Origin of the sequence: Catellatospora paridis (genome assembly GCF_009720365.1) — a bacterium.
Lineage (GTDB): Bacteria > Actinomycetota > Actinomycetes > Mycobacteriales > Micromonosporaceae > Catellatospora > Catellatospora paridis.
The window spans coordinates 231,056-250,002 of the sequence record NZ_WBZD01000020.1 but is presented as its reverse complement, the minus strand read 5'-3'; the positions used below and the strand labels follow the sequence as shown (position 1 = coordinate 250,002).

Annotated in this window: 17 protein-coding genes and 1 pseudogene; 9 read left to right on the top strand and 9 right to left on the bottom strand. The window is 71.0% G+C overall.

Translation table 11 applies throughout. The features are described 5' to 3' along the window. Positions 1–88: 88 nt before the first annotated feature. Together F9C41_RS33715 and F9C41_RS33710 are read right to left on the bottom strand one after the other, a co-directional pair. Positions 89–1,102, bottom strand: a complete 1,014-nt coding sequence (locus F9C41_RS33715; protein WP_155390886.1) for a hypothetical protein — start codon at positions 1,100–1,102, stop codon at positions 89–91. A gap of 14 nt (positions 1,103–1,116) precedes the next feature. Then, a complete protein-coding gene (locus tag F9C41_RS33710; protein ID WP_155390885.1) occupies positions 1,117–1,698 on the bottom strand; it encodes a hypothetical protein in 582 nt (193 codons plus the stop codon). Between the two features lie 129 nt (positions 1,699–1,827). Here F9C41_RS33710 and F9C41_RS33705 point away from each other — a divergent pair, with 129 nt between their 5' ends. Then, positions 1,828–2,280, top strand: coding sequence for an acyl-CoA thioesterase (locus tag F9C41_RS33705; protein WP_155390943.1), 453 nt, complete (start codon positions 1,828–1,830; stop codon positions 2,278–2,280). 200 nt (positions 2,281–2,480) lie between these two features. Beyond that, positions 2,481–4,445, top strand: a complete 1,965-nt coding sequence (locus tag F9C41_RS33700; RefSeq protein ID WP_155390942.1) for an acetoacetate--CoA ligase — start codon at positions 2,481–2,483, stop codon at positions 4,443–4,445. Positions 4,446–4,579: 134 nt separating this feature from the next. Here the strand turns inward: F9C41_RS33700 and F9C41_RS33695 are convergent, their stop codons facing one another. Continuing rightward, a complete protein-coding gene (locus tag F9C41_RS33695) occupies positions 4,580–5,293 on the bottom strand; it encodes a TIGR03089 family protein (RefSeq protein ID WP_155390884.1) in 714 nt (237 codons plus the stop codon). A gap of 157 nt (positions 5,294–5,450) precedes the next feature. Here F9C41_RS33695 and F9C41_RS33690 point away from each other — a divergent pair, with 157 nt between their 5' ends. The 4 genes from F9C41_RS33690 to F9C41_RS33675 all read left to right on the top strand — a co-directional run bounded on the left by F9C41_RS33690 (position 5,451) and on the right by F9C41_RS33675 (position 10,120). Continuing rightward, positions 5,451–6,599 carry a glycosyltransferase family 4 protein gene (locus tag F9C41_RS33690; RefSeq protein WP_155390883.1) on the top strand — a complete coding sequence of 383 codons (1,149 nt, stop codon included), beginning with the start codon at positions 5,451–5,453 and terminating at the stop codon, positions 6,597–6,599. Between the two features lie 93 nt (positions 6,600–6,692). After that, positions 6,693–7,793, top strand: a complete 1,101-nt coding sequence (locus F9C41_RS33685; RefSeq protein WP_155390882.1) for a mannose-1-phosphate guanylyltransferase — start codon at positions 6,693–6,695, stop codon at positions 7,791–7,793. A gap of 34 nt (positions 7,794–7,827) precedes the next feature. Next, positions 7,828–8,859 carry a hypothetical protein gene (locus F9C41_RS33680; RefSeq protein ID WP_155390881.1) on the top strand — a complete coding sequence of 344 codons (1,032 nt, stop codon included), beginning with the start codon at positions 7,828–7,830 and terminating at the stop codon, positions 8,857–8,859. 262 nt (positions 8,860–9,121) lie between these two features. Beyond that, on the top strand, positions 9,122–10,120 hold the full coding sequence (locus F9C41_RS33675) for an ArsR/SmtB family transcription factor (protein ID WP_155390880.1): 999 nt from the start codon (positions 9,122–9,124) through the stop codon (positions 10,118–10,120). Here the strand turns inward: F9C41_RS33675 and F9C41_RS33670 are convergent. The 5 genes and pseudogenes from F9C41_RS33670 to cofD all read right to left on the bottom strand — a co-directional run bounded on the left by F9C41_RS33670 (position 10,103) and on the right by cofD (position 14,703). Further along, positions 10,103–10,999 (bottom strand): S8 family serine peptidase, encoded by an 897-nt coding sequence (locus F9C41_RS33670; RefSeq protein WP_330164805.1) that lies wholly within the window; start codon positions 10,997–10,999, stop codon positions 10,103–10,105. The two genes, F9C41_RS33675 and F9C41_RS33670, sit on opposite strands and share 18 nt — an antisense overlap. Positions 11,000–11,160: 161 nt before the next feature. Continuing rightward, the gene (locus tag F9C41_RS33665) at positions 11,161–12,411 is read right to left on the bottom strand and encodes a hypothetical protein (RefSeq protein ID WP_155390878.1); all 1,251 of its coding nucleotides are present in this window, start codon (positions 12,409–12,411) and stop codon (positions 11,161–11,163) included. After that, positions 12,408–12,824: a hypothetical protein gene (locus F9C41_RS33660; protein WP_155390877.1), complete on the bottom strand. Its 417-nt coding sequence runs from the start codon at positions 12,822–12,824 to the stop codon at positions 12,408–12,410. The genes F9C41_RS33665 and F9C41_RS33660 overlap by 4 nt, the downstream gene beginning before the upstream one ends. Positions 12,825–12,991: 167 nt before the next feature. Next, positions 12,992–13,744, bottom strand: a pseudogene (locus tag F9C41_RS33655) (coenzyme F420-0:L-glutamate ligase); the annotation flags it as partial. After that, positions 13,741–14,703, bottom strand: coding sequence for a 2-phospho-L-lactate transferase (gene cofD / locus F9C41_RS33650; RefSeq protein WP_155390875.1), 963 nt, complete (start codon positions 14,701–14,703; stop codon positions 13,741–13,743). The gene cofD and the pseudogene F9C41_RS33655, both read right to left, overlap by 4 nt. 58 nt (positions 14,704–14,761) lie before the next feature. On the opposite strand from cofD, the gene F9C41_RS33645 reads away from it, so the two are divergent. After that, positions 14,762–17,269 carry a bifunctional FO biosynthesis protein CofGH gene (locus tag F9C41_RS33645; RefSeq protein ID WP_155390874.1) on the top strand — a complete coding sequence of 836 codons (2,508 nt, stop codon included), beginning with the start codon at positions 14,762–14,764 and terminating at the stop codon, positions 17,267–17,269. A 321-nt stretch (positions 17,270–17,590) separates the two neighbouring features. Next, positions 17,591–17,848: a WhiB family transcriptional regulator gene (locus F9C41_RS33640; RefSeq protein WP_120316911.1), complete on the top strand. Its 258-nt coding sequence runs from the start codon at positions 17,591–17,593 to the stop codon at positions 17,846–17,848. 56 nt (positions 17,849–17,904) lie between these two features. Here F9C41_RS33640 and F9C41_RS33635 read toward each other — a convergent pair whose 3' ends face one another. Further along, positions 17,905–18,351 (bottom strand): metallopeptidase family protein, encoded by a 447-nt coding sequence (locus F9C41_RS33635; RefSeq protein WP_120316910.1) that lies wholly within the window; start codon positions 18,349–18,351, stop codon positions 17,905–17,907. A 120-nt stretch (positions 18,352–18,471) separates the two neighbouring features. Between F9C41_RS33635 and F9C41_RS33630 the strand changes: the two genes are divergently transcribed. Next, the gene (locus tag F9C41_RS33630; RefSeq protein ID WP_120321490.1) at positions 18,472–18,831 is read left to right on the top strand and encodes a DUF3499 domain-containing protein; all 360 of its coding nucleotides are present in this window, start codon (positions 18,472–18,474) and stop codon (positions 18,829–18,831) included. The last annotated feature ends 116 nt before the right edge of the window (positions 18,832–18,947 follow it).

Here is an 18,947-nt window from a genome sequence, read left to right as displayed (position 1 = left end):
CCGACGGGCCGCGCCCGGCGGACAGCTGACGGCGCGGCCCACGACTGCTGTGTCGTTGTCACAACAACGCAGTCGTGGGCCGGGTGAGTCAGTCCCTCTCCAACTTGATGGTCTGCTGGTCGGCGGGCGGGGTCAGCATGACCGTCGACTCCTCGGGCAGCGGCGGCGGCACCGGGCTCTGCGAAGCCGCCGGAGCGGCCGAGGAAGGCGCCGTGGCCGAACGCTGCGGCGGGACCGCGGGCTGCGCGACCGGAGGCTGCGCCACCGGCGGAGCAGCCTGGGCCGGGGGCGCCGGCTGGGTCGTGGCCTGCGCGGAAACCGCGGGCTGGGTCGCCGCGGCGGCGACGGCCGACTCGGCCGCCGGGGTGCGGCGCGGCAGCGGCGGGGCCTCGCCGGGCGGAGCAGCCGCGACGGGCGCGGCCTTCGACCGGGCCGCCTTCGACGGTGCAGCCTTCGGGGGTGCAGCTTGCGGCGGTGCGGCCTGCGGGGGTGCGACCGGGGTGGGCGGCACGTTCACCGTCGGGATGCTCTGCGGCGTGGCACGCGGGTAGTGCAGCGACGGCGGCGGCACGTCGGGCAGGCCGGTGTACCCCGTCTCGCCGGGCACGCTGGTGAACGCCCGGGTCTGGTCCGCAGGCACGGCCGGGCGACCCTGCTGCAGCGGGTACGCCTGCAGCGCGACGGTCTCGTCGGCCAGCCGCTCGTGCTTGCGCCAGCGGCGCGGGCTCACCACCGTGGCCAGCAGCGGCACTGCCAGCACCAGGCCGAGGCCGGACTGGCCGACCGCGCCGCCCATGTGCACGTCGAGCATGGCGAACGTCTCGGCATAGGACTGCGGCCAGCTCGCCGCCCACGCGCTCATGACGAACATGCCCAGCCCGGCCAGGAACGGGCCGACCGGGGACAGCCGGACCATGGTGAGGATCGCGTAGAGGATGCTCGCCAGCAGCAGCGCGCCCGTGGCGACGGCGGCGTCGACGACCGCGGACGGCGCACCGCCGGACACCCACATGGTCTGGAAGGCGCTGAGTCCGGTCCCGGTCAGCAAGAAGATCGCTGGGGCGAACACGAGCGCGAGCAGAAACGATCCAATGTGGCGCATCCATGCCTCCGGGGTCAGACCTTGGTTGGCGCGCTCCAGGATGGCGCATCGACGCCGCTCGCGTCTGCCGGGGTCCGCAAGTCGGCGAAGCCGTTGAACGAGTCGCGGTCTGCCAGCGTGTTCTCGTGGCGGTCGGCGGAGGACGGGGCCAGCATCTCCGGCCAGGTCGGCTCGGTCGCCGCGGCCGGACGCGGCCAGCTGCGCCAGCGCTGCAGGCTCAGTACGGCGATCAGCAGCATCATCCCGATCAACCCCAGCACGCCGGTGGACACCGGGCTCAGCGGGACGATCAGGGTGCCGGAGACCTCGAGCAGGTCGGGCAGCGCCTGCTTGGCCGCCTCGGGCCGGGCGATGAGGAAGGCGGTCGCGCCGACGTAGCTCAACGCCACGAACAGCGGTCCCGCGGGTGACACCCGCAGGCTGCCGACCAGGCCGAGCAGCAGGCCGACGGCGGCGAACAGCACCAGCCCCAGCCACAGCGGACGGTGACCGCCGACTTGCGCGGCGTCGAACATGACGGCCTGTCCGTACGCGACGGCGAACCAGGCCAGGGGCGTGATCACAATTCCGGCGAGAAGGCTCCATACATGGCGCATGTGCGGCTACCTTACTGAAATCCCGCCGTGCGTCAACCGTTCGGCCGGGGGCGTACGGTGAACGGCGTGATCGACACTCCACCGCACGGCCACCCGACCGCGTTCTCGCGGGTCACGCTGAGCCGCATCATGACGAACCAGGACGTCAACCTGTACGGGACCGTGCACGGTGGCGTGATCATGAAGTTCGTGGACGACGCGGCGGGCGCCGCCGCGGCCCGGCACTGCGGGTTCAACGCGGTGACGGTGGCCATCGACGAGATCACGCTCATGGTGCCGGTCAAGGTCGGCGACCTGGTGCACGCCAAGGCGCAGGTCAACTGGACCGGCAAGACCTCGCTGGAGATCGGCGTGACGGTGTTCGCCGAGCGCTGGAACGAGGCCGACCGAGAGCCCGTCAACGTGGCCACGGCATACCTGGTGTTCGTCGGGGTCGACGCGGACGGCAACCCCCGCGCGGTGCCGCCGGTGGTCCCGGAGAGCCCCGAGGACGTACGCCGCTCCCACGAGGCCGAGATCCGCCGCGAGCATCGCCTCGCCCGCCGCAAGGCCATCGACAAGCACCGCGCCGACGGCGCCTGACCGCGCCCGGCCCTCGTCCCGCCGGTCCCGCGTGACAGGGACCGGTGGCGGGCGCTGATGTCGGCGTGGACCATGGACGGGCGGCATGCGGTGTGCCTGAACCCAGCGCGGCCAGGCCCGGCCAGGTCGGAGAATGATCCGTCGTGCCATGCGGCAGGATGCGACTGCGGTACGACGTTGTTTCGCGGGAGAGGATCATGATGACCGAAGCGCTGTGGACCCCACCGGCCGACATCAGGCAGCACTCCCGCATCGGCGACTATCTGGGCTGGCTGGAGCGCGAGCGCGGGCTGACCTTCACCGAGCAGCCGGGCCGCCCAGGCGGCGTGTACGACGAGCTGTGGCGCTGGAGCACCACCGACCTGGCCGGCTTCTGGTCCTCGATCTGGGACTACTTCGAGGTCATCGCCCATGACCAGCCCACCGAGGTGTTGGCCGCCGCCACCATGCCGGGCGCGGACTGGTTCCCCGGCGCGACGCTGAACTACGCCGAGCACGTGCTGCGCATGCCGGGCGTCGGCGACGACGAGCCGATGGTGCTGGGCTACTCGCAGACCCGTGAGCCGGTCATCCTCACCGCCGCGCAGCTGCGCGAGCAGGTCCGCCGGGCGCGGGCCGGGCTGCGCCGGCTCGGCGTCGGCGAGGGGGACCGGGTGGCGGCATACCTGCCGAACATCCCGGAGACCGTGGTGCTGATGCTGGCCACGGCGAGCCTCGGCGCGATCTTCTCGTCCTGCGCGCCCGAGTTCGGCACCCGCAGCGTCACCGACCGCTGGCAGCAGATCTCGCCGAAGGTCCTGGTCGCCGTCGACGGCTACCGCTACGGCGAGAAGCTCATCGACCGCCACGGCGAGGTCGCGGCCATCCAAACGGCGCTGCCGTCGCTGGTCCACACCGTGCTGCTGCCGTACACCCAGGGCCAGATCGGCCTCGGCGAGCTGGCCGCCGACACCGCGGAGCCGCTGGAGTTCACCCCGGTCCCGTTCGCCCAGCCGCTGTACGTCCTCTACTCCTCCGGCACCACCGGCCTGCCCAAGCCGATCGTGCACGGCCACGGCGGCATCCTGCTGGAGCACCTGAAGATGCTCGCCCTGCACCACGACCTGGGGCCGGGCGACCGCTACTTCTGGTTCTCCACCACCGGCTGGATGATGTGGAACTACCTGGTCTCCGGCCCGGCCGTCGGCTCGGCGATCGTGCTCTTCGACGGCAACCCGGCCGCCCCCGACCTCGGCGCGCTGTGGCGGCTGGCGGAGGAGGCGGGCATGACCTACTTCGGCACCTCCGCGCCCTACCTGCTGGCCTGCCGCAAGGACGGCATCGTGCCGCGGGAGATCGCGGACCTGTCCAAGCTGCGCGGGCTGGGCTCGACGGGCGCGCCGCTGCCACCCGAGGGCTACCTCTGGGTGTACGAGAACGTCAAGCCCGACCTGCTGCTGATCTCGCTGTCCGGCGGCACCGACGTGTGCACCGGCTTCGTCGGCGGCACCCCGCTCAACCCGGTCTACCCCGGTGAGATCTCGGCCCGCGCGCTCGGCGCGAAGGTGGAGGCGTACGACCCGACCGGCCACCCGCTCGACAACGCGCTCGGCGAGCTGGTCATCAGCGCGCCGATGCCGAGCATGCCGGTCGCCTTCTGGGGCGACGCCGACGGCTCCCGCTACCGCGAGGCCTACTTCGACGTCTTCCCCGGCGTATGGCGGCACGGCGACTGGATCACCGTCACCGACCGCGGCACCTGCGTCATCACCGGCCGCTCCGACGCGACCCTGAACCGCGGCGGCGTACGCCTCGGCACCGCCGAGTTCTACTCCGTCGTCGAGGGCATGGCCGAGGTCGCCGACTCGGTCGTGGTCCACCTGGAAGACGACGAGGGTGGCGCCGGCGAGCTGCTGCTGTTCGTGGTGCTCCAGCCCGGCCTCGACCTCGACGGCGCCCTCAAGTCCAAGATCGCCCGCGAGCTGCGCACCGCGCTGTCCCCGCGCCACATTCCCGACGTGATCCACCAGGTCGCAGCCGTCCCGCGCACCTTGTCCGGCAAGAAGCTCGAAGTCCCCGTCAAGCGCATCCTCACCGGCACCCCGGTCGAGTCCGCCGCCGCCAAGGGCGCCCTGGCCAACCCCGAATCCCTCCTCGCCTTCGAACACCTCGCCAAGTCCCGCTGACCCGCTGCCGCCAGGGCGGCCCACCGCCGCGACCAACCGTCCTTGATAGACGCTGGCCTATCTGGTTGAGGGCGATCTACGATTTTTCAACTAGATAGGCCAGTGTCTATTTAAGTTGGGGCGGGTCGGGACGGTCAGGGGATGAGGCGGGCGCGTTCGGTGGCGGCGCGGGTGTCGAGGATGCCGGGGGCGGTGCGGTAGGAGAGGACCAGCGACGCGCCGGCGGCGATCGGGGCGGTCAGCCAGTCCAGCGGGCGCGGGTGCGCGCCGATGTCGATCAGCACCCGGTCGCCCTTGGCGATCTCCAGCTCCTTCGCGCGCGCCAGCGAGCGCTCCGCCAGTTCGGCGTGCGTGATCGAACCGCCGCCACCGGGCAGCCCGACCAGCGATGGCGCACCCGGGTCGGCGGCCGGGCCGCCGTAGAAGTCGCCGTGCGCGCGGGCCGAGCTGACCCAATCCGACACGCCCGACGGCAGGCCGCGCAGCGGCAGCGCGAACGGGTGCAGGCTGACGGCGTACGTGTCGGGCGCGGCGGGGGCGGCCTCGGGCTCGACGAAGGCGACGTCGGCGGGCACGTCCGCACTGTGCGACACGGCCAGCCCGGCCGTCCAGCAGGCCAGCATGATCGAAGCGGTCTGCCAGTGCGGCGGCAGCGAGATCGAGGCGACGCTGCCGGGGCCGAGCCCGCACCCGTCGACGAGCAGGTTCGCCGTCTTGGACACCCAGTTGGCCAGCGTCGCGCCGGAGAGCTCGGTACGCTCACCCGTCGCGTCGTCGTACCAGGTGAGAAGGGGTTTTGCCGGATCGGTGGCGACCGTCGCGGCGAAGAGCTGACCGATAGTGGACACGTGGTCAGGCTACCGACACTGCCGCGTCGTGGACCTTGCCATGGGGCATGTCGGGCGTAGTCTGAAGCGTGACTGCTGTGAAACAGCGCACAGTCTCACAACCGCAGAGCGGCGGTCGGCTGGGCTGCGCTGCACACCCCCACAAGGAGTGTTCACCGTGACGATCGCTCGCTCTCCCCGGGTGCTTGTCGACGCCACCAGCGTTCCCGCTGACCGCGGCGGCGTGGGTAGGTATCTCGACGGGCTGCTCGGCGCTCTGGCCGACCATTCCGACATCGACCTGGTCGTGGTATCCCAACGGACCGACCAGGAGCGCTACGCCCGCACCCTGCCGCATGCGCAGGTCGTCGCCGCGCCCGCCGCGGTGGCCCACCGCCCGGCCCGGCTGGCCTGGGAACAGACCGGCCTGCCGCTGCTCGCCCAGCAGGTCGGCGCGCAGGTGCTGCACTCGCCGTTCTACACCTGCCCGCTGCGGGCCAGCTGCCCGGTGACGGTGACCGTGCACGACGCCACCTTCTTCACCGAGCCCGAGCACTACGACAAGTCGCGCGGCACCTTCTTCCGGTCCGCGATCAAGACCTCGCTGCGCCGGGCCGAGCGGGTCATCGTGCCCAGCAAGGCCACCCGCGACGAGCTGATCCGGCTGCTCGACGCCGACCCGACCCGGATCGACGTGGCCTACCACGGCGTCGACCACACGGCCTTCCACGTGCCCGGCGAGGAGGAGAAGGCCCGGGTGCGCTCCCGCCTCGGGCTCGGCGAGCAGAGCTACATCGCCTTCCTGGGCGCCAAGGAGCCCCGCAAGAACGTCCCGAACCTGATCAGGGGCTGGATGGCGGCGGTGCGCGACCGGATCGACCCGCCCGCGCTGGTGCTGGCCGGCGGCCAGGGCCACGACGACGAGATCGACCGGGTGGCCGCCGAGGTGCCCGCGCACCTGCGGCTGCTGCGCCCGGGCTATCTGCGGTACGCCGACCTGCCCGGCTTCCTCGGCGGCGCGGTGCTGTGCGCATACCCGAGCCACGGAGAGGGCTTCGGCCTGCCGATCCTGGAAGCCATGGCCTGCGGCGCGCCGGTGCTGACCACGCCGCGGCTGTCGCTGCCCGAGGTCGGCGGCGACGCGGTCGCCTACACCGGCCAGGACGCCGACCACATCGCCAAGGACCTCGCCATCCTGCTCGACGACGAGGCGCGCCGGTCGGCGCTGGCGGCGGCCGGCCTGGCCCGGGCGAAGGAGTTCAGCTGGAGTTCCAGCGCCGACGCGCATGTGACCGCCTGGCAGCGGTCCATCCGGCACCAGCGCTGAGCAGGCCTGCACCCCGCTCACTAGCACACAATTGTGGCTTGTGTCACGGGCGGGGTGCACATGCCGGTCGTACCCGTCAGGCAGAATGGCCGGATGCTGCACGCCGTTATTCCCGCAGGTGGAAGTGGAACCCGTCTCTGGCCGCTGTCGCGCGCCAAGAACCCGAAGTTTCTGCACCCCCTGACCGGCACCGCCGAGACCCTCATCCAGGCGACCGTGGCCCGGCTCGCCCCGGTGGCGGCACTCGGTGACACCTACGTGGTGACGGGCGTCGCCCACGCGCCCGGGATCGCGCGGCAGCTGCCCGACCTGCCCGACTCCAACATCCTCATCGAGCCGAGCCCGCGCGACTCCTGCGCCGCCATCGGCCTGGCCGCCGCGGTCATCGCCCAGCGCGACCCCGAGGCCGTGATGGGCTCGTTCGCCGCCGACCACCTGATCCGCGACGGCGCGCGCTTCGTCGAGGTGCTGCGCGACGCCGAGGCCGGCGCCCACCGCGGCCTGCTGATGACCGTCGGCATCACCCCCACCCACCCCGAGACCGGGTACGGCTACCTGCAGTGCGGCCCCACCGTCGAGGGCCCGATCCGCACCGTCGACGAGTTCAAGGAGAAGCCCTCCCTGGCCGTCGCGACCGAGTACGTGCAGTCCGGCCGCTACCTGTGGAACGCCAGCATGTTCGTGTGGCGGGTCGACGTCTTCCTCAAGGAGCTGCACCGCCAGCAGCCCGAACTGCACGACGGGCTGATCCGGATCGCCGCGGCCTGGGACACCGACGACCGAGACCAGGTGCTCGGCGAGATCTGGCCGACCCTGCCCAAGATCTCCGTCGACTACGCGGTGATGGAGGGCGCGGCCGCGGCCGGGCTCGTCGCGACCGTGCCCGGCGACTTCGGCTGGAACGACGTCGGCGACTTCCACACCCTCGGTGACGTGCTGCCCGCCGACGACGCCGGCAACGTGATCGTCGGCGACAGCGCCACGCTCGACGGCGGCAAGGCCGAGGTGCTGCTGCATGACTCCACCGGCACCGTCGTCGTGCCGCAGTCCGGCCGGCTCGTCGCCGCGCTCGGCCTGCACGACATGATCGTGGTCGACACCCCGGACGCGGTGCTGGTCTGCCCGCGCGATCGGGCCCAGGACGTCAAGAAGCTCGTCGACGAGCTCAAGGAGCGCGGCGACAGCCGGATCTGAGCCGGCGGCGGGCTCGCCTGGACTGCCTAAGCTGATCTCCATGCAACTGGTGGAGCTGTCCGCGGCGGGCAATGAGGCGAGCGACCTGCTGCCCGTACACAACGAAGATCTTCTCGCGGAACTCGGCGCGCGCCGGGCCTACTGGACCGTCCTCGACGAGGGGCCGGTCGAGGAGTGCCTGGCGCTGCTCGTCGAGCAGCACGACGGCGGCTGGCGGGCCGAGCACGTCGCCGCGACGGCAGGCGAGCACGAGGGACGCACCGAAGACGCCGAGGCGCTCGCCCGGCTCGACGGCTGGGTCTACGTGCTGGGCTCCCACTTCGGCTCCAAAGCCGGCCCGCTGCAGCCCAAACGTGCCTTCGTGGCCCGCTTCCGCGAATCTGCGCGCCCGCAACTCCAGATCATCAGGCACCGGTTCGCCCTGCACCGCGCGGTCAACGACGCCCTGGCCGCGCTGGCGGTCACCGGGCACCCGGCCGCCCCCGAACCCGTCCGCGACGTGGTGCACGCCGGCTTCATCGCCGAGGCCGTACGCCGCGGCACCGCCAAGGGCAAGCGCTGGACCAACCAGCTCGCGCCCGGCGACCACCCGGTCAACGTCGAGGGGGCCGCGTTCACCGCCCGCGGCACACTGCTGGCCGGGCTCCGCTGGCCGGTCACCGCGCTCGGCGAGCCGATCCTCGTCGAGATCACCGGCGTGCCCGGCCTGTTCAGCGGCGCGGAAACCCTCGGCGTGGCCGGGGTCTACGCGCTCACCGGCATCGGCCCGGGGCCGCTCGGCGTACGCGCGCTCGCGGCCCGCGACGACGGGGCCTTCGACGTCGTCGTCGGCTCGATCGACGCCCTCGACAAGGGCTCCATCCTGCTGGAGCAGCACCCCGACGCCCGCGACGCCACCTGCCGGCACCTGCGCTTCGAACTGCCGGACGGCACCGGCCCGGCGCTGGTGTCCCCGGACCTGATCGCCGACCTGGCACCGCTGCACCACGTCGAAGGCGTCTCCGAACGCGACGGTGCCCCCGTGTACGTGGCCGACGAGGACCACCGCATCGCATTATGGCTTTGAACTGGGGTTCCCAAGCCTCGTCCCGCGTACGGAGCGGCCGGTCGGCCTGCCCCCCGGCAAACCGACCAGCCGCTACCGCATCGCCCCGTACGCCCCCGTACGGCCGAGTTTCGCGCCTCGAGAAAGGCGCGGCCTCGGTTCCCCAGGCTGCGCCAAGGATCATCCACCGAACGGTGAAGGGTCTACGTCTTTCGGTTGTGACTTAAAGACCCAGGTCACCTCGGCCGGTAGAGTCAGCGCCGACCCCTAGCCCGGAGAGCCCATGCTGCGTATCCACTTCTCCAGCGCCGACCTGGTCCGTACCCGGATCTCGTCGACACCGGACCCGATGTGGGAACTCGCGCTCAGCATCCACCTGCTGCGATACCGCGGCACCGATCCGCTGCTGGGCGGCTGGAAGAACCGCATGATCACCGACCTGAAGCCCGGCGGCGCCCTCCGCGACCAGGTCGGCCTGCTGCTCGCGCTCAACCCGCCCGTTGGCTACTTCCCCGACTTCCTCACCCCGCCCGAAGCCGCCGCCGGCATCGCGCCCGGACTCGAAGCCGTGCTGTCCACTCCCAAGGACCGGCTGCGCAAAGAGATCAACGCCCTGGGCGACGCGCAGGGATCCCTCTCGGGCAACGTCGACGACGTCGGCGTCGGATCCACCCGGGCGCTGGGCGAACTCGGCACCGCCATCAGCCGCTACCACGAGACGGCCATCGCGCCCATGTGGGACCGCGTGCGCACCGCCGTCGACGCCGACCGCGGCCTGCGCGCCCGCACCATGCTCGAAACCGGCACCGAAGGCCTGCTCAACACCATTCACCCGACGGTACGGTTCGACGGCAGCGTCCTGGAGATCTCCGAGTATCCGTCGGACCGGGACGTGCACCTCGAAGGGCGCGGGCTGCAGCTCGTCCCGTCCTACTTCAAGACTCCCAGCAAACCCGTCTGCCTGTTCGACCCGGACCTGCCGCCGGTGCTGGTCTACTCGGTCCACCACGAGGCACGGGCCGCGGTCGTACGCAGCCAGGAGGCGCTCGCGGCGCTGCTCGGGCGTACCCGGGCCGCGGTGGTCGAGCTGGTGGCCGACGGGAGCACGACGACAGAACTCGCGCGGCGGCTCGAGGTGTCGCCGGCGGCAGCGAGCCAGCACGTGGCCGTGCTGCGCGAAGCCGGGCTCGTGCACAGCCTCAGAGACCGCAACACCGTCCTGCACACCCTCACCCCCCTCGGCCACGCGATGCTCGCCGGCCGCTCACCCACGCCGTCGTGACCTGACGGCCAACACGAGTACCCCGAGCACTACGACGGCTCCGACGACCCACATCCACGGGCTCGGGCCTTCGGACGCGGGGTCCTGGGGCGCGTTTGCGGATGCCGTCGGCGAGCTGAGCGGGGGGATGTCTGCCGTCAGCGCGCCGACCAAGTCGATAACGCCGAAGCCGTACTGCGCATCCCGGCCGGCGGGGCCCTTGTCAATAGCGGTGGCCGTAAGCCGGTGTACGACCTCTGGCCCGGAGAGGTCCGGGTAGCGGGCGCGGACGAGGGCCACGGCACCCGCGACGATGGCTGTCGCGTCCGAGGTTCCAGTGCCTTTCCGCCAGCCATGGCCTAAGCCTGTGCTGGTGATGTCATCACTCGGTGCCGAGATCGCAACGGCTGCGCCGGTCACGGAGATCTTCGCGTGCTCGCCGTCTCTTCCGACGCCCGCGACTGCGACCACTCCAGGAATGGCGGCAGGAAAGCCAACGTTGCGGGCAGGAGTGTTACCTGCCCCGGCCACGACGACGATGTCTGCCTTGAGCGCTTCGGCTACCGCTGTTCGCATTGTGGGGTCGTCGAAGTCCATGGCGAGGGAGATCGAGATTACGTCGACGTGTTGAGCTGTTGCCCAGGTGATGGCATTTACGATCTCTGTCGTGTTCCCCAGGCCCCGTTCCGACTCACGGACGGGCATGACCTTCGCCGCAGGAGCCAAGCCCTGGACCTTTCCGTGCGCGGCGATGAGCCCGGCCATGGCGGTGCCATGTCCTGTTTTATCGATCCACCCGTTGCCGGGTCCTTCCGAGGTTAGGTCCGCGCCTGGTAACACCGAACCTTGCAGGTCTGGATGTGTCGCATCGATACCGCTGTCTATGACGGCCACTGTCACACCTGCGCCCTCGGTGATTCGGTGGGCATCTGTTGTTCGTAGGAACCTGTGAAACCACTGGCCATCAGAAACTTCATCAGCCTGGGCCGGGGCGGCGGTGCCGAGTAACGCCACCGTCAGGATGAGGGCTGAGAAGGCGCGGAGCACTCGGCTGGATCGGATCAAGATGGACCGGCTCCTCGTCGAATAGTGACGATCGGGGTGGGGCTGTCTTGGGCGTTGTCATTGCGCCAGGGCATGGCTGTCTGGGTGAACCACTGGCGGAATTGCTCCTCAGTCTCTTCCTCCGTGGGGGTGATCCGGCCAGACCCTTCGGGCCGGATCACTGGCGTCACACCCTGCGCGACCTCCCAGTGGGTGCCTGCGCCACGCCGATAAGACGCATCACCGCCGCGTCCATCCCGCTGCCCGAACGGGCCGCCCATGGGCATTGGCATCATTCCTGGTGATCCACCGCTCGTTCGCGGCTGCGAAACGATTGGACTGCCTCCGCTTCCGGGCGGGGGCAGTGCCACGACGTATCCGTTCGGGCCCACGCCAGGACCGGGCAATACGTAAGCACCGCCATACGGCGCGTAGGGATTGCCGGGTGCGATGGGCAACATGGATACAGGTTGCCCGGGAACGGCCGGAACTGGTGGAGTGGCACCTTGCAGATCCGGCCCCGGTCCTGACGGCGGCAGACTGACGAGCGGTGGACGACCGGGAAGGCTAGGAGGAGTCGGCCGCTCGTTGGTTCGCCCGTTGGTGCGGGTAGTACTGGTGGGCAGCAGCCGGGCGGCTGTGGTGGTCTCCCGGAGTGGGAGGCGTGTTCCGACCTGCGTTCCGTCGTCGATAGGCTTCCAGTTGGGAGGCAGGACCATCTGTGCACGGTGGTCGCGTATTGCCCGCTCCGTAGCCACCATGGTCTGCTCTGTCACGTAACTCAGCCGGGTGGCTTCACGATCCCACCACTCCGGACCCCCGTCATTCGTGGTCAGCTCCCACGCCTTCACGATCTGGTGCACCTCGCGCTTGGCTTTGGCCGTAGCCTCCATGATGCCTTGGATCGCGAGAGCGTTCTGCATGGCGGCTTCGCTGTCAGCGCGCAGCAGGTCAATCATATCGTCCAGCTTGGTCAATGCGATTGCAGCAGCCTGGCTCTGTTCGGCCGGCCAGATCTGGGCGAGCGCCGTGCGGTGGCCTGACAACCTGTTGGCCTGCGCATTGACCAGGGAGACGTAGGCACGTAGGCCGGTTACCTGCTCCCAGCCCAGTGCGTCATCCTCGTGCTGCAGCATGTCCCAGACTCGGGGCGGATCGACCGCGACCCAATTCGTCGTCCCCACCGTCGGCCACAGCGCCAAAGCACCTTGCTGCGTGACGACATAGCCTCTTTCAGAGGAGAGCATGCCCGTGGTCCGAGTGGTCATGGGAGCATTCCTCGGAGGAGAGGTGCTTGCTTGGTCTCGGCGGCCCTCTTCAGCTCAGCGATCGCTTTGTTCAGCTCCGCCTCGACGTCGTAAATGCGGGCGGCAGCGCGCGCATCGGCGTCGGCGTAGTTCTTCGCGATCTGGTCCAGAGCGTTGTTAAGCCCTTCGGTGATTCGCAGCTGCACCTCGGCGTTGTGCCGGTGCTGGGCCAGTACGTCGCCCGCTGAGACTCGGGCAGCCCGCCCTTCGGCACAGTCCAACGCGAGGCAGAAGCGCGCGCCCCAGCCCATTCTCCGCCGTGCTACGGCCAGGTCGGACTTGAGGGCCTCGGTCTGGTGACGCAGGTCGGCGCTGACTTCGCGCAAGCCAGCCAGGTCGACGGTGATCTGCACCGGTGTACGTCGTTCAGGCATGCTTCCCTCCCCAAAGAAGCGCGCTGTGGAAGCGTCCCCGGCACCATTCGATCCACACCCGCCGGGACGCCTGCGGGCAGGGTAACGGATTGAACACGCTGAGCACAGCCCCTACCGGACCACCTGTGGATAACCCAGCGAGCCCCTGTGGATCACGCCTGGTCGAGTGCCTCCGCCCGCCCCTGCTCCCGCGCTTCCGCGGTGCCCAGCGAGAACAGGTCGTGTTCCGCGTCCCGGACCAGCGTCGGCACGACCCCGCCGCTGTCCCGCGTGGACGTGAGCAGCCCGCGTACGACCGCGACCGGCACCCGATCCACCTTGCCCTTGACCAGCTCCGCGGCAGCAGCCAGCTCGTCCACGACCGCCATCTGCGTGATCTGCAGTTCGTTGCCGTACGGGTCGGTCTCCCCGCGGTGATCCCGCAGCGGCTCGATCCCCGCACACCCGAGGGCGACGTCGGTGAGCCCGTTGCGCCAAGGCCGCCCCATGGTGTCGCTGACGATGACGGCCACGTCGAGCCCGTACCGCTCCCGCAGTGCCTCACGCAGCGCACGGGCGGACGCATCGGGGTCCACAGGCAGCAGCACGAGCTGAGACCGGTCCACGTTCGAGTTGTCGATGCCCGCGGAGGCCATGACGAACCCGTGGTGGGTCTGCACGATCCGGGTGTGCCCGCGGGTGGCGACGGGCCGGGCGGTCTGCGAGCGCAGCACCTGCTCCCGGGCGGCTTCCCGCTCGGGCCCGCCGACGGGCACCGACGCCAGCGCACCCTCCGACTTCGACACGATCTTGCTGGTGACCACCAGGATGTCGCCGTCCGCGAGCCACGGGGCCGCGCCGACGATGAGTTTGGCGAGGTCGTCGCCCGGCTGCACGTCCGGGATGCCCCGGACCGCGTGCACGCTGAAACCGTCGATCATGCTCGTCCTCCGAGTTCCAGGGCGGCGCGGACCATGGCGGCCGTGGCGTCGTCGTCGGTCATCCACAGGGGAACAGCGGCGACCCGTACGCCGGGGACGTCGGTGGCGGCGTCTGTGGAGTCGACGAGCCAGCCGTCGAGCACGCCGCCGTCGGAGCGGGCGCCGTAGAGGCGGCCGACGCCCTCGGCGGTGCAGGGGACGTTCACGGCGGACAGGCACTTGTCGGCCATGCCGCGGACGGGGCTGCCGCCGATGATGGGGGAGACGCCGACGACGGGGGCGGGGCCGCCGACGAGGGCGTCGCGCAGGGCGCTGACGGCCAGCACGGGCGCGATGGACACGACGGGGTTGCTGGGGGCGAGCAGCACGATGTCGGCGGCCTGAAGCGCGTCGAGCACGCCTGCCGCGGGTTTGGCGGTGTCGGCGCCGACGAAGCGGAACTGCTTGGCGGGCAGTGCGGCGCGGTGGCGTACCCACCATTCCTGGAAGTGGATCGCCTGGTCGCCGCTGCCGTCCTCGGCCGCGACCACGACGTGGGTTTCGAGGCGGTCGTCGGTGGCGGGCAGCATGGTGATGCCGGGCTGCCAGCGGTCGCAGAGCGCGGCGACGACGGCCGACAGCGGGTAGCCGGCGTTGAGCATGCGGGTGCGCACCAGGTGGGTGGCGATGTCGCGGTCGCCGAGGCCGAACCAGGTGGGCTCGGCGCCGTACTTGGCCAGCTCCTCCTTGACGGTCCAGGTCTCGCCGGCGCGGCCCCAGCCGCGTTCGGGGTCGATGCCGCCGCCCAGGGTGTACATGACCGAGTCGAGGTCGGGGGTGATGCGCAGCCCGTGCATCCACACGTCGTCGCCCACGTTGACGACGGCGGTCACCTCGTCGCCGGTGGCGTGGGCGTGGGCCCGCACTCCGGCCAGGAAACGCGCGCCGCCGATGCCACCTGCCAGCACCACGATCCGCATGTCGACATCCTCCCGCACCGCGGCCGGACGCCGGGGCCAGGGTCGTAGGCTGGCGACCATGTCCAGCGAGGTCGTAGCGCAGCCGGTGGTCACTTCCGCGGAGATCGGCCGTGCGCTCAAGCGTGCGGGGGCCGGGAAGGCGCTGGACGTGGCGGAGGCGACTGCCCTGCTCAGCGCCTCGGGCGAGGCGTTCGACGAGCTTTTGGGGCTGGCTGCGGGCGTACGCGATGCGGGGTTGCGCGACGCCGGGCGGCCGGGGGTGATCACGTTCTCGAAGAAGGTGTTCATCCCGCTGACGCGGCTGTGCCGTGACCGATGCCACTACTGCACGTTCGCGACGGTGCCGCACCGGCTGCCCGCGGCCTACCTGGACCGCGACGAAGTGCTGGCGATCGCCCGGCAGGGCGCGGCGCTGGGCTGCAAGGAGGCGCTGTTCACGCTGGGTGACCGGCCGGAGGAGCGGTGGCCTGCGGCGCAGCAGTGGCTGACCGAGCGGGGGTACGGGTCCACGATCGACTACCTGCGCGCGGTGGCGATCGCGGTGCTGGAGGAGACGGGGCTGCTGCCGCACCTGAACCCGGGTGTCATGAGCTGGGCCGATCTGCAGCGGCTGCGGCCCGTCGCGCCGAGCATGGGCATGATGCTGGAGACGACCGCGACGCGGCTGTGGTCGGAGCCGGGCGGCCCGCACTACGGCTCGCCGGACAAGGAGCCCGCGGTGCGGCTGCGGGTGCTGGCCGACGCGGGCCGGGTGGGTGTGCCGTTCACCACGGGCATCCTGATCGGCATCGGCGAGACACACGCCGAGCGGGTCGACGCGATCTTCGAGATGCGCCGCAGTGCCCGCGAGTACGGCCACCTGCAGGAGATCATCGTGCAGAACTTCCGGGCCAAGCCGGACACGGCGATGCGCTCCACTCCCGACGCGTCCGTGCTGGACCTGGCCGCCACGGTCGCGGTGACGCGGCTGCTGATGGGGCCCGGCATGCGCATCCAGGCTCCGCCGAACCTGATCGACGCGTCGTTCGAGCTGCTGGTCAAGGCCGGTATCGACGACTGGGGCGGTGTCTCGCCCCTCACCCCGGACCACGTGAACCCGGAGCGGCCGTGGCCGCACCTGGACGAGCTCGCGGACCTGACGAAGGCCGCCGGGTTCGAGCTGCGGGAGCGGCTCACGGTGTATCCGAACTACGTGCGCGGCGGCGGCGACCGTTGGCTCGATCCGCGGTTGCAGCCGCACGTGCGGGCGCTGGCCGACGAGTCCGGCATGGCCGTCGCCGATGCACCGGTGGTGGGCCGTCCGTGGCAGGAGCCCGAGGTCGAGGGCGGCACGGGCCGGGTGGACCTGCACCGCGAGATCGACACCGACGGCCGGGCCGAGGACCGCCGCGGCGACTTCGACACGGTGTACGGCGACTGGTCGGCCGTCGGGGCGGCGGTCGGCGGCGCTGGTCCCGCGGTCACCGTGGGCGCGCTCGCGGCCGGGCTGCGGATCGCCCGGGAGAACCCGGCGGCGCTGCTGGAGCCGGTGCACGAGGAGGCGGCCCTGGCACTGCTGCACGCCGACGGCCAGGCGCTGGACGAGCTGTGCCGCATCGCCGACGACGTACGCCGGGACACCGTCGGCGACGACGTCACCTATGTGGTCAATCGCAACATCAACTTTTCGAACGTCTGTTACGTAGGCTGCCGGTTCTGCGCGTTCGCGCAGCGTGAGCGCGATGCCGACGCGTACCGGCTGAGTGTGGAGCAGGTCGCTGACCGGGCCGAGGAGGCCTGGCGCGACGGCGCGACCGAGATCTGCGTGCAGGGCGGCATCGACCCGCAGCTGCCGGTCTCGGTGTACCCGGACCTGGTCCGCGCGGTGAAGGCGCGGGTGCCGGGCATGCACGTGCACGCCTTCTCTCCTATGGAGATCGTCACCGCCGCCGCCAAGGCCGGGGTGTCCGTCAAGGACTGGCTGACCCGGCTGCGGGACGCGGGACTGGACACCATTCCGGGCACCGCCGCGGAGATCCTCGACGACGACGTGCGCTGGGTGCTGACCAAGGGCAAACTGCCCACCTCGGCCTGGGTGGAGACCGTCGAGGCGGCGCACCGGCTGGGCATCCGGTCCAGCTCCACGATGATGTACGGGCACGTCGACCACCCCCGGCACTGGCTGGGCCACTTCCGGGTGCTGGCCGGGCTGCAGGACCGTACCGGCGGCTTCACCGAGTTCGTGGCGCTGCCGTTCGTGCACACCAACGCCCCTATCTACCTGGCCGGCATCTCGCGCGCGGGGGCGACCTGGCGCGAGAACCGGGTCGTGCACGCGATGGCCCGGTTGCTGCTGCACGGGCGCATCCCCAACATCCAGTGCTCCTGGGTCAAATTGGGCGATGAGGGCACCGTCGCGATGCTGAACGGCGGCTGCAACGACCTCGGGGGCACTCTCATGGAGGAGACGATTTCCCGAATGGCCGGGTCGGCGCACGGCTCGGCCCGTACGGTGGAACAGCTGCACGCCATCGCCGCGGCCGCCGGTCGGCCCGCCCGCCAGCGCACGACGAGTTACGCGCGCTAGCAGCTCACTCCTGTCCGAAGGTAGTCAGCACCCTGCCGTCAAGTTCGACACGCCAGCAGAATTTCGCCACGACACGCCCGACATGCCGTCACCGGTTTCGGGTCTGAATCGATAGGGCAGTGGCGGGACGGTGAAAACCCGAACCGAACGGCCCTGCCGGGCGTGTACCAGAGTGAGCTTGACGGTGCACGTAGGACACGCGTGTAATTTTGCGTGGGGCTGGAGGTAGCGGCATCCACAAAACCGCCTATGTGGACAAACGCTCTCCAGGTGGGGGGTTGCGCCGGTCGCGAGCCGGCGCGCAATAAGGAGGCAGCGGAGATGGACGGTCGCCCCGTCGTGGCGGATCTGCTGGGCAACGCGCCCGAGTGGCAGGAGCACGCGCTGTGCTCCCAGACTGACCCGGAGGCGTTCTTCCCTGAGAAGGGTGGTTCTACCCGCGAGGCCAAGCGCATCTGCTCGCGCTGCGAGGTCAAGTCCGAGTGCCTGGAGTACGCGCTGTCGCATGACGAGCGCTTCGGCATCTGGGGCGGGCTGTCCGAGCGCGAGCGGCGCAAGCTCAAGCGCCGCGCGATCTGAGACTTTCGGCCGCTGTCGGGCCCGTGGGGGCGGGTCCGACAGCGTTCCGGCTTTGTTTAAGCGAGGTCGTCGGGGTTTAGGCCCAGCAGGTTGGCGACCTGCTCCACGATCACGTCACGCACCAGCTCGCCCAGGTCGTCCCGGTCCGAGGCCCGGAACTCCAGCGGACGCCGGTAGACCACGATCCGCGGCGGCACCCCGTGCCGTCCCGGCCGTCCCGGCAGCAGCCGCGCCAGCGGCACCCGCCCGTCCTCCAGCACGTCGGAGTCGTAGACGTTGAGGTCGGGCGGCACGTCCTCGACCGCGAACTCCACCCCGGCCAGCTCGGTCGCGAACCGCGCCTCGAGCGACTCCACCGTGTCCAGCACCAGCTCGTCGAAGACCTCGGCCTTGGTCCTGGCCAGGGGCACGCTGGCCGGCACCAGCCGACCCCGCATACCCCGCCCGTGGCGGTCGCGGCGGCGGCGGGCGGCGGTGGGGCGGCGTCGGGCGGGACTGGTCACCCGGCAAATGTATCCCCGAGCGCCAGCACCGGGACCCGGTACGGGGCCGTGATCCTTCCCTCGGCGTGTCGCGGCGCAACCGGCGTGCCGGTGCGCGGCGGGGCGCTAACGTCACACGCCGTGAGGTCTCCACGGCGTTGCTCTCGTAACGGCTGCCCCCGGCAGGCGGTAGCAACGCTGACCTATGTCTATGCAGAGTCCACGGCGGTGGTCGGCCCGCTGGCCGCATACCAGGAGCCGCACACGTACGACCTGTGCGAACCGCACGCCCTGAGCCTCACCGCGCCGCGCGGCTGGGACCTGGTCCGCCACGACGGCGAGTTCGAGCCCCCGCCCCCCACCACCGACGACCTCGTCGCCCTGGCCGAAGCCGTCCGCGAAGCAGCCCGCCCCGCCCCCCGCCAGCCCGCCCCGGAACCGCCCCACGGCCCGCCGACCCCCGGCCGCCGCGGCCACCTCCGCGTCATCCCCCCGTCCTGACCGGGCCACTGCACCACCAGCTCACCGCGTGCTGCACCGCGAAGATCGCTGCTTCGTGTCAACACATGAGGTCGGACCGCAGGTCTTGGCACGAAACAGCGATCGTGCCGCCGCCG

Bases quoted from the DNA above. Each gene is read 5' to 3' on its own strand.
- F9C41_RS33715 (WP_155390886.1), bottom strand. From the start codon at position 1,102: ATGCGCCACATTGGATCGTTTCTGCTCGCGCTCGTGTTCGCCCCAGCG.
- F9C41_RS33710 (WP_155390885.1), bottom strand. From the start codon at position 1,698: ATGCGCCATGTATGGAGCCTTCTCGCCGGAATTGTGATCACGCCCCTG.
- F9C41_RS33705 (WP_155390943.1), top strand. From the start codon at position 1,828: ATGACGAACCAGGACGTCAACCTGTACGGGACCGTGCACGGTGGCGTG.
- F9C41_RS33700 (WP_155390942.1), top strand. From the start codon at position 2,481: ATGACCGAAGCGCTGTGGACCCCACCGGCCGACATCAGGCAGCACTCC.
- F9C41_RS33685 (WP_155390882.1), top strand. From the start codon at position 6,693: ATGCTGCACGCCGTTATTCCCGCAGGTGGAAGTGGAACCCGTCTCTGG.
- F9C41_RS33675 (WP_155390880.1), top strand. From the start codon at position 9,122: ATGCTGCGTATCCACTTCTCCAGCGCCGACCTGGTCCGTACCCGGATC.
- F9C41_RS33665 (WP_155390878.1), bottom strand. From the start codon at position 12,411: ATGACCACTCGGACCACGGGCATGCTCTCCTCTGAAAGAGGCTATGTC.
- F9C41_RS33660 (WP_155390877.1), bottom strand. From the start codon at position 12,824: ATGCCTGAACGACGTACACCGGTGCAGATCACCGTCGACCTGGCTGGC.
- cofD (WP_155390875.1), bottom strand. From the start codon at position 14,703: ATGCGGATCGTGGTGCTGGCAGGTGGCATCGGCGGCGCGCGTTTCCTG.
- F9C41_RS33645 (WP_155390874.1), top strand. From the start codon at position 14,762: ATGTCCAGCGAGGTCGTAGCGCAGCCGGTGGTCACTTCCGCGGAGATC.
- F9C41_RS33640 (WP_120316911.1), top strand. From the start codon at position 17,591: ATGGACGGTCGCCCCGTCGTGGCGGATCTGCTGGGCAACGCGCCCGAG.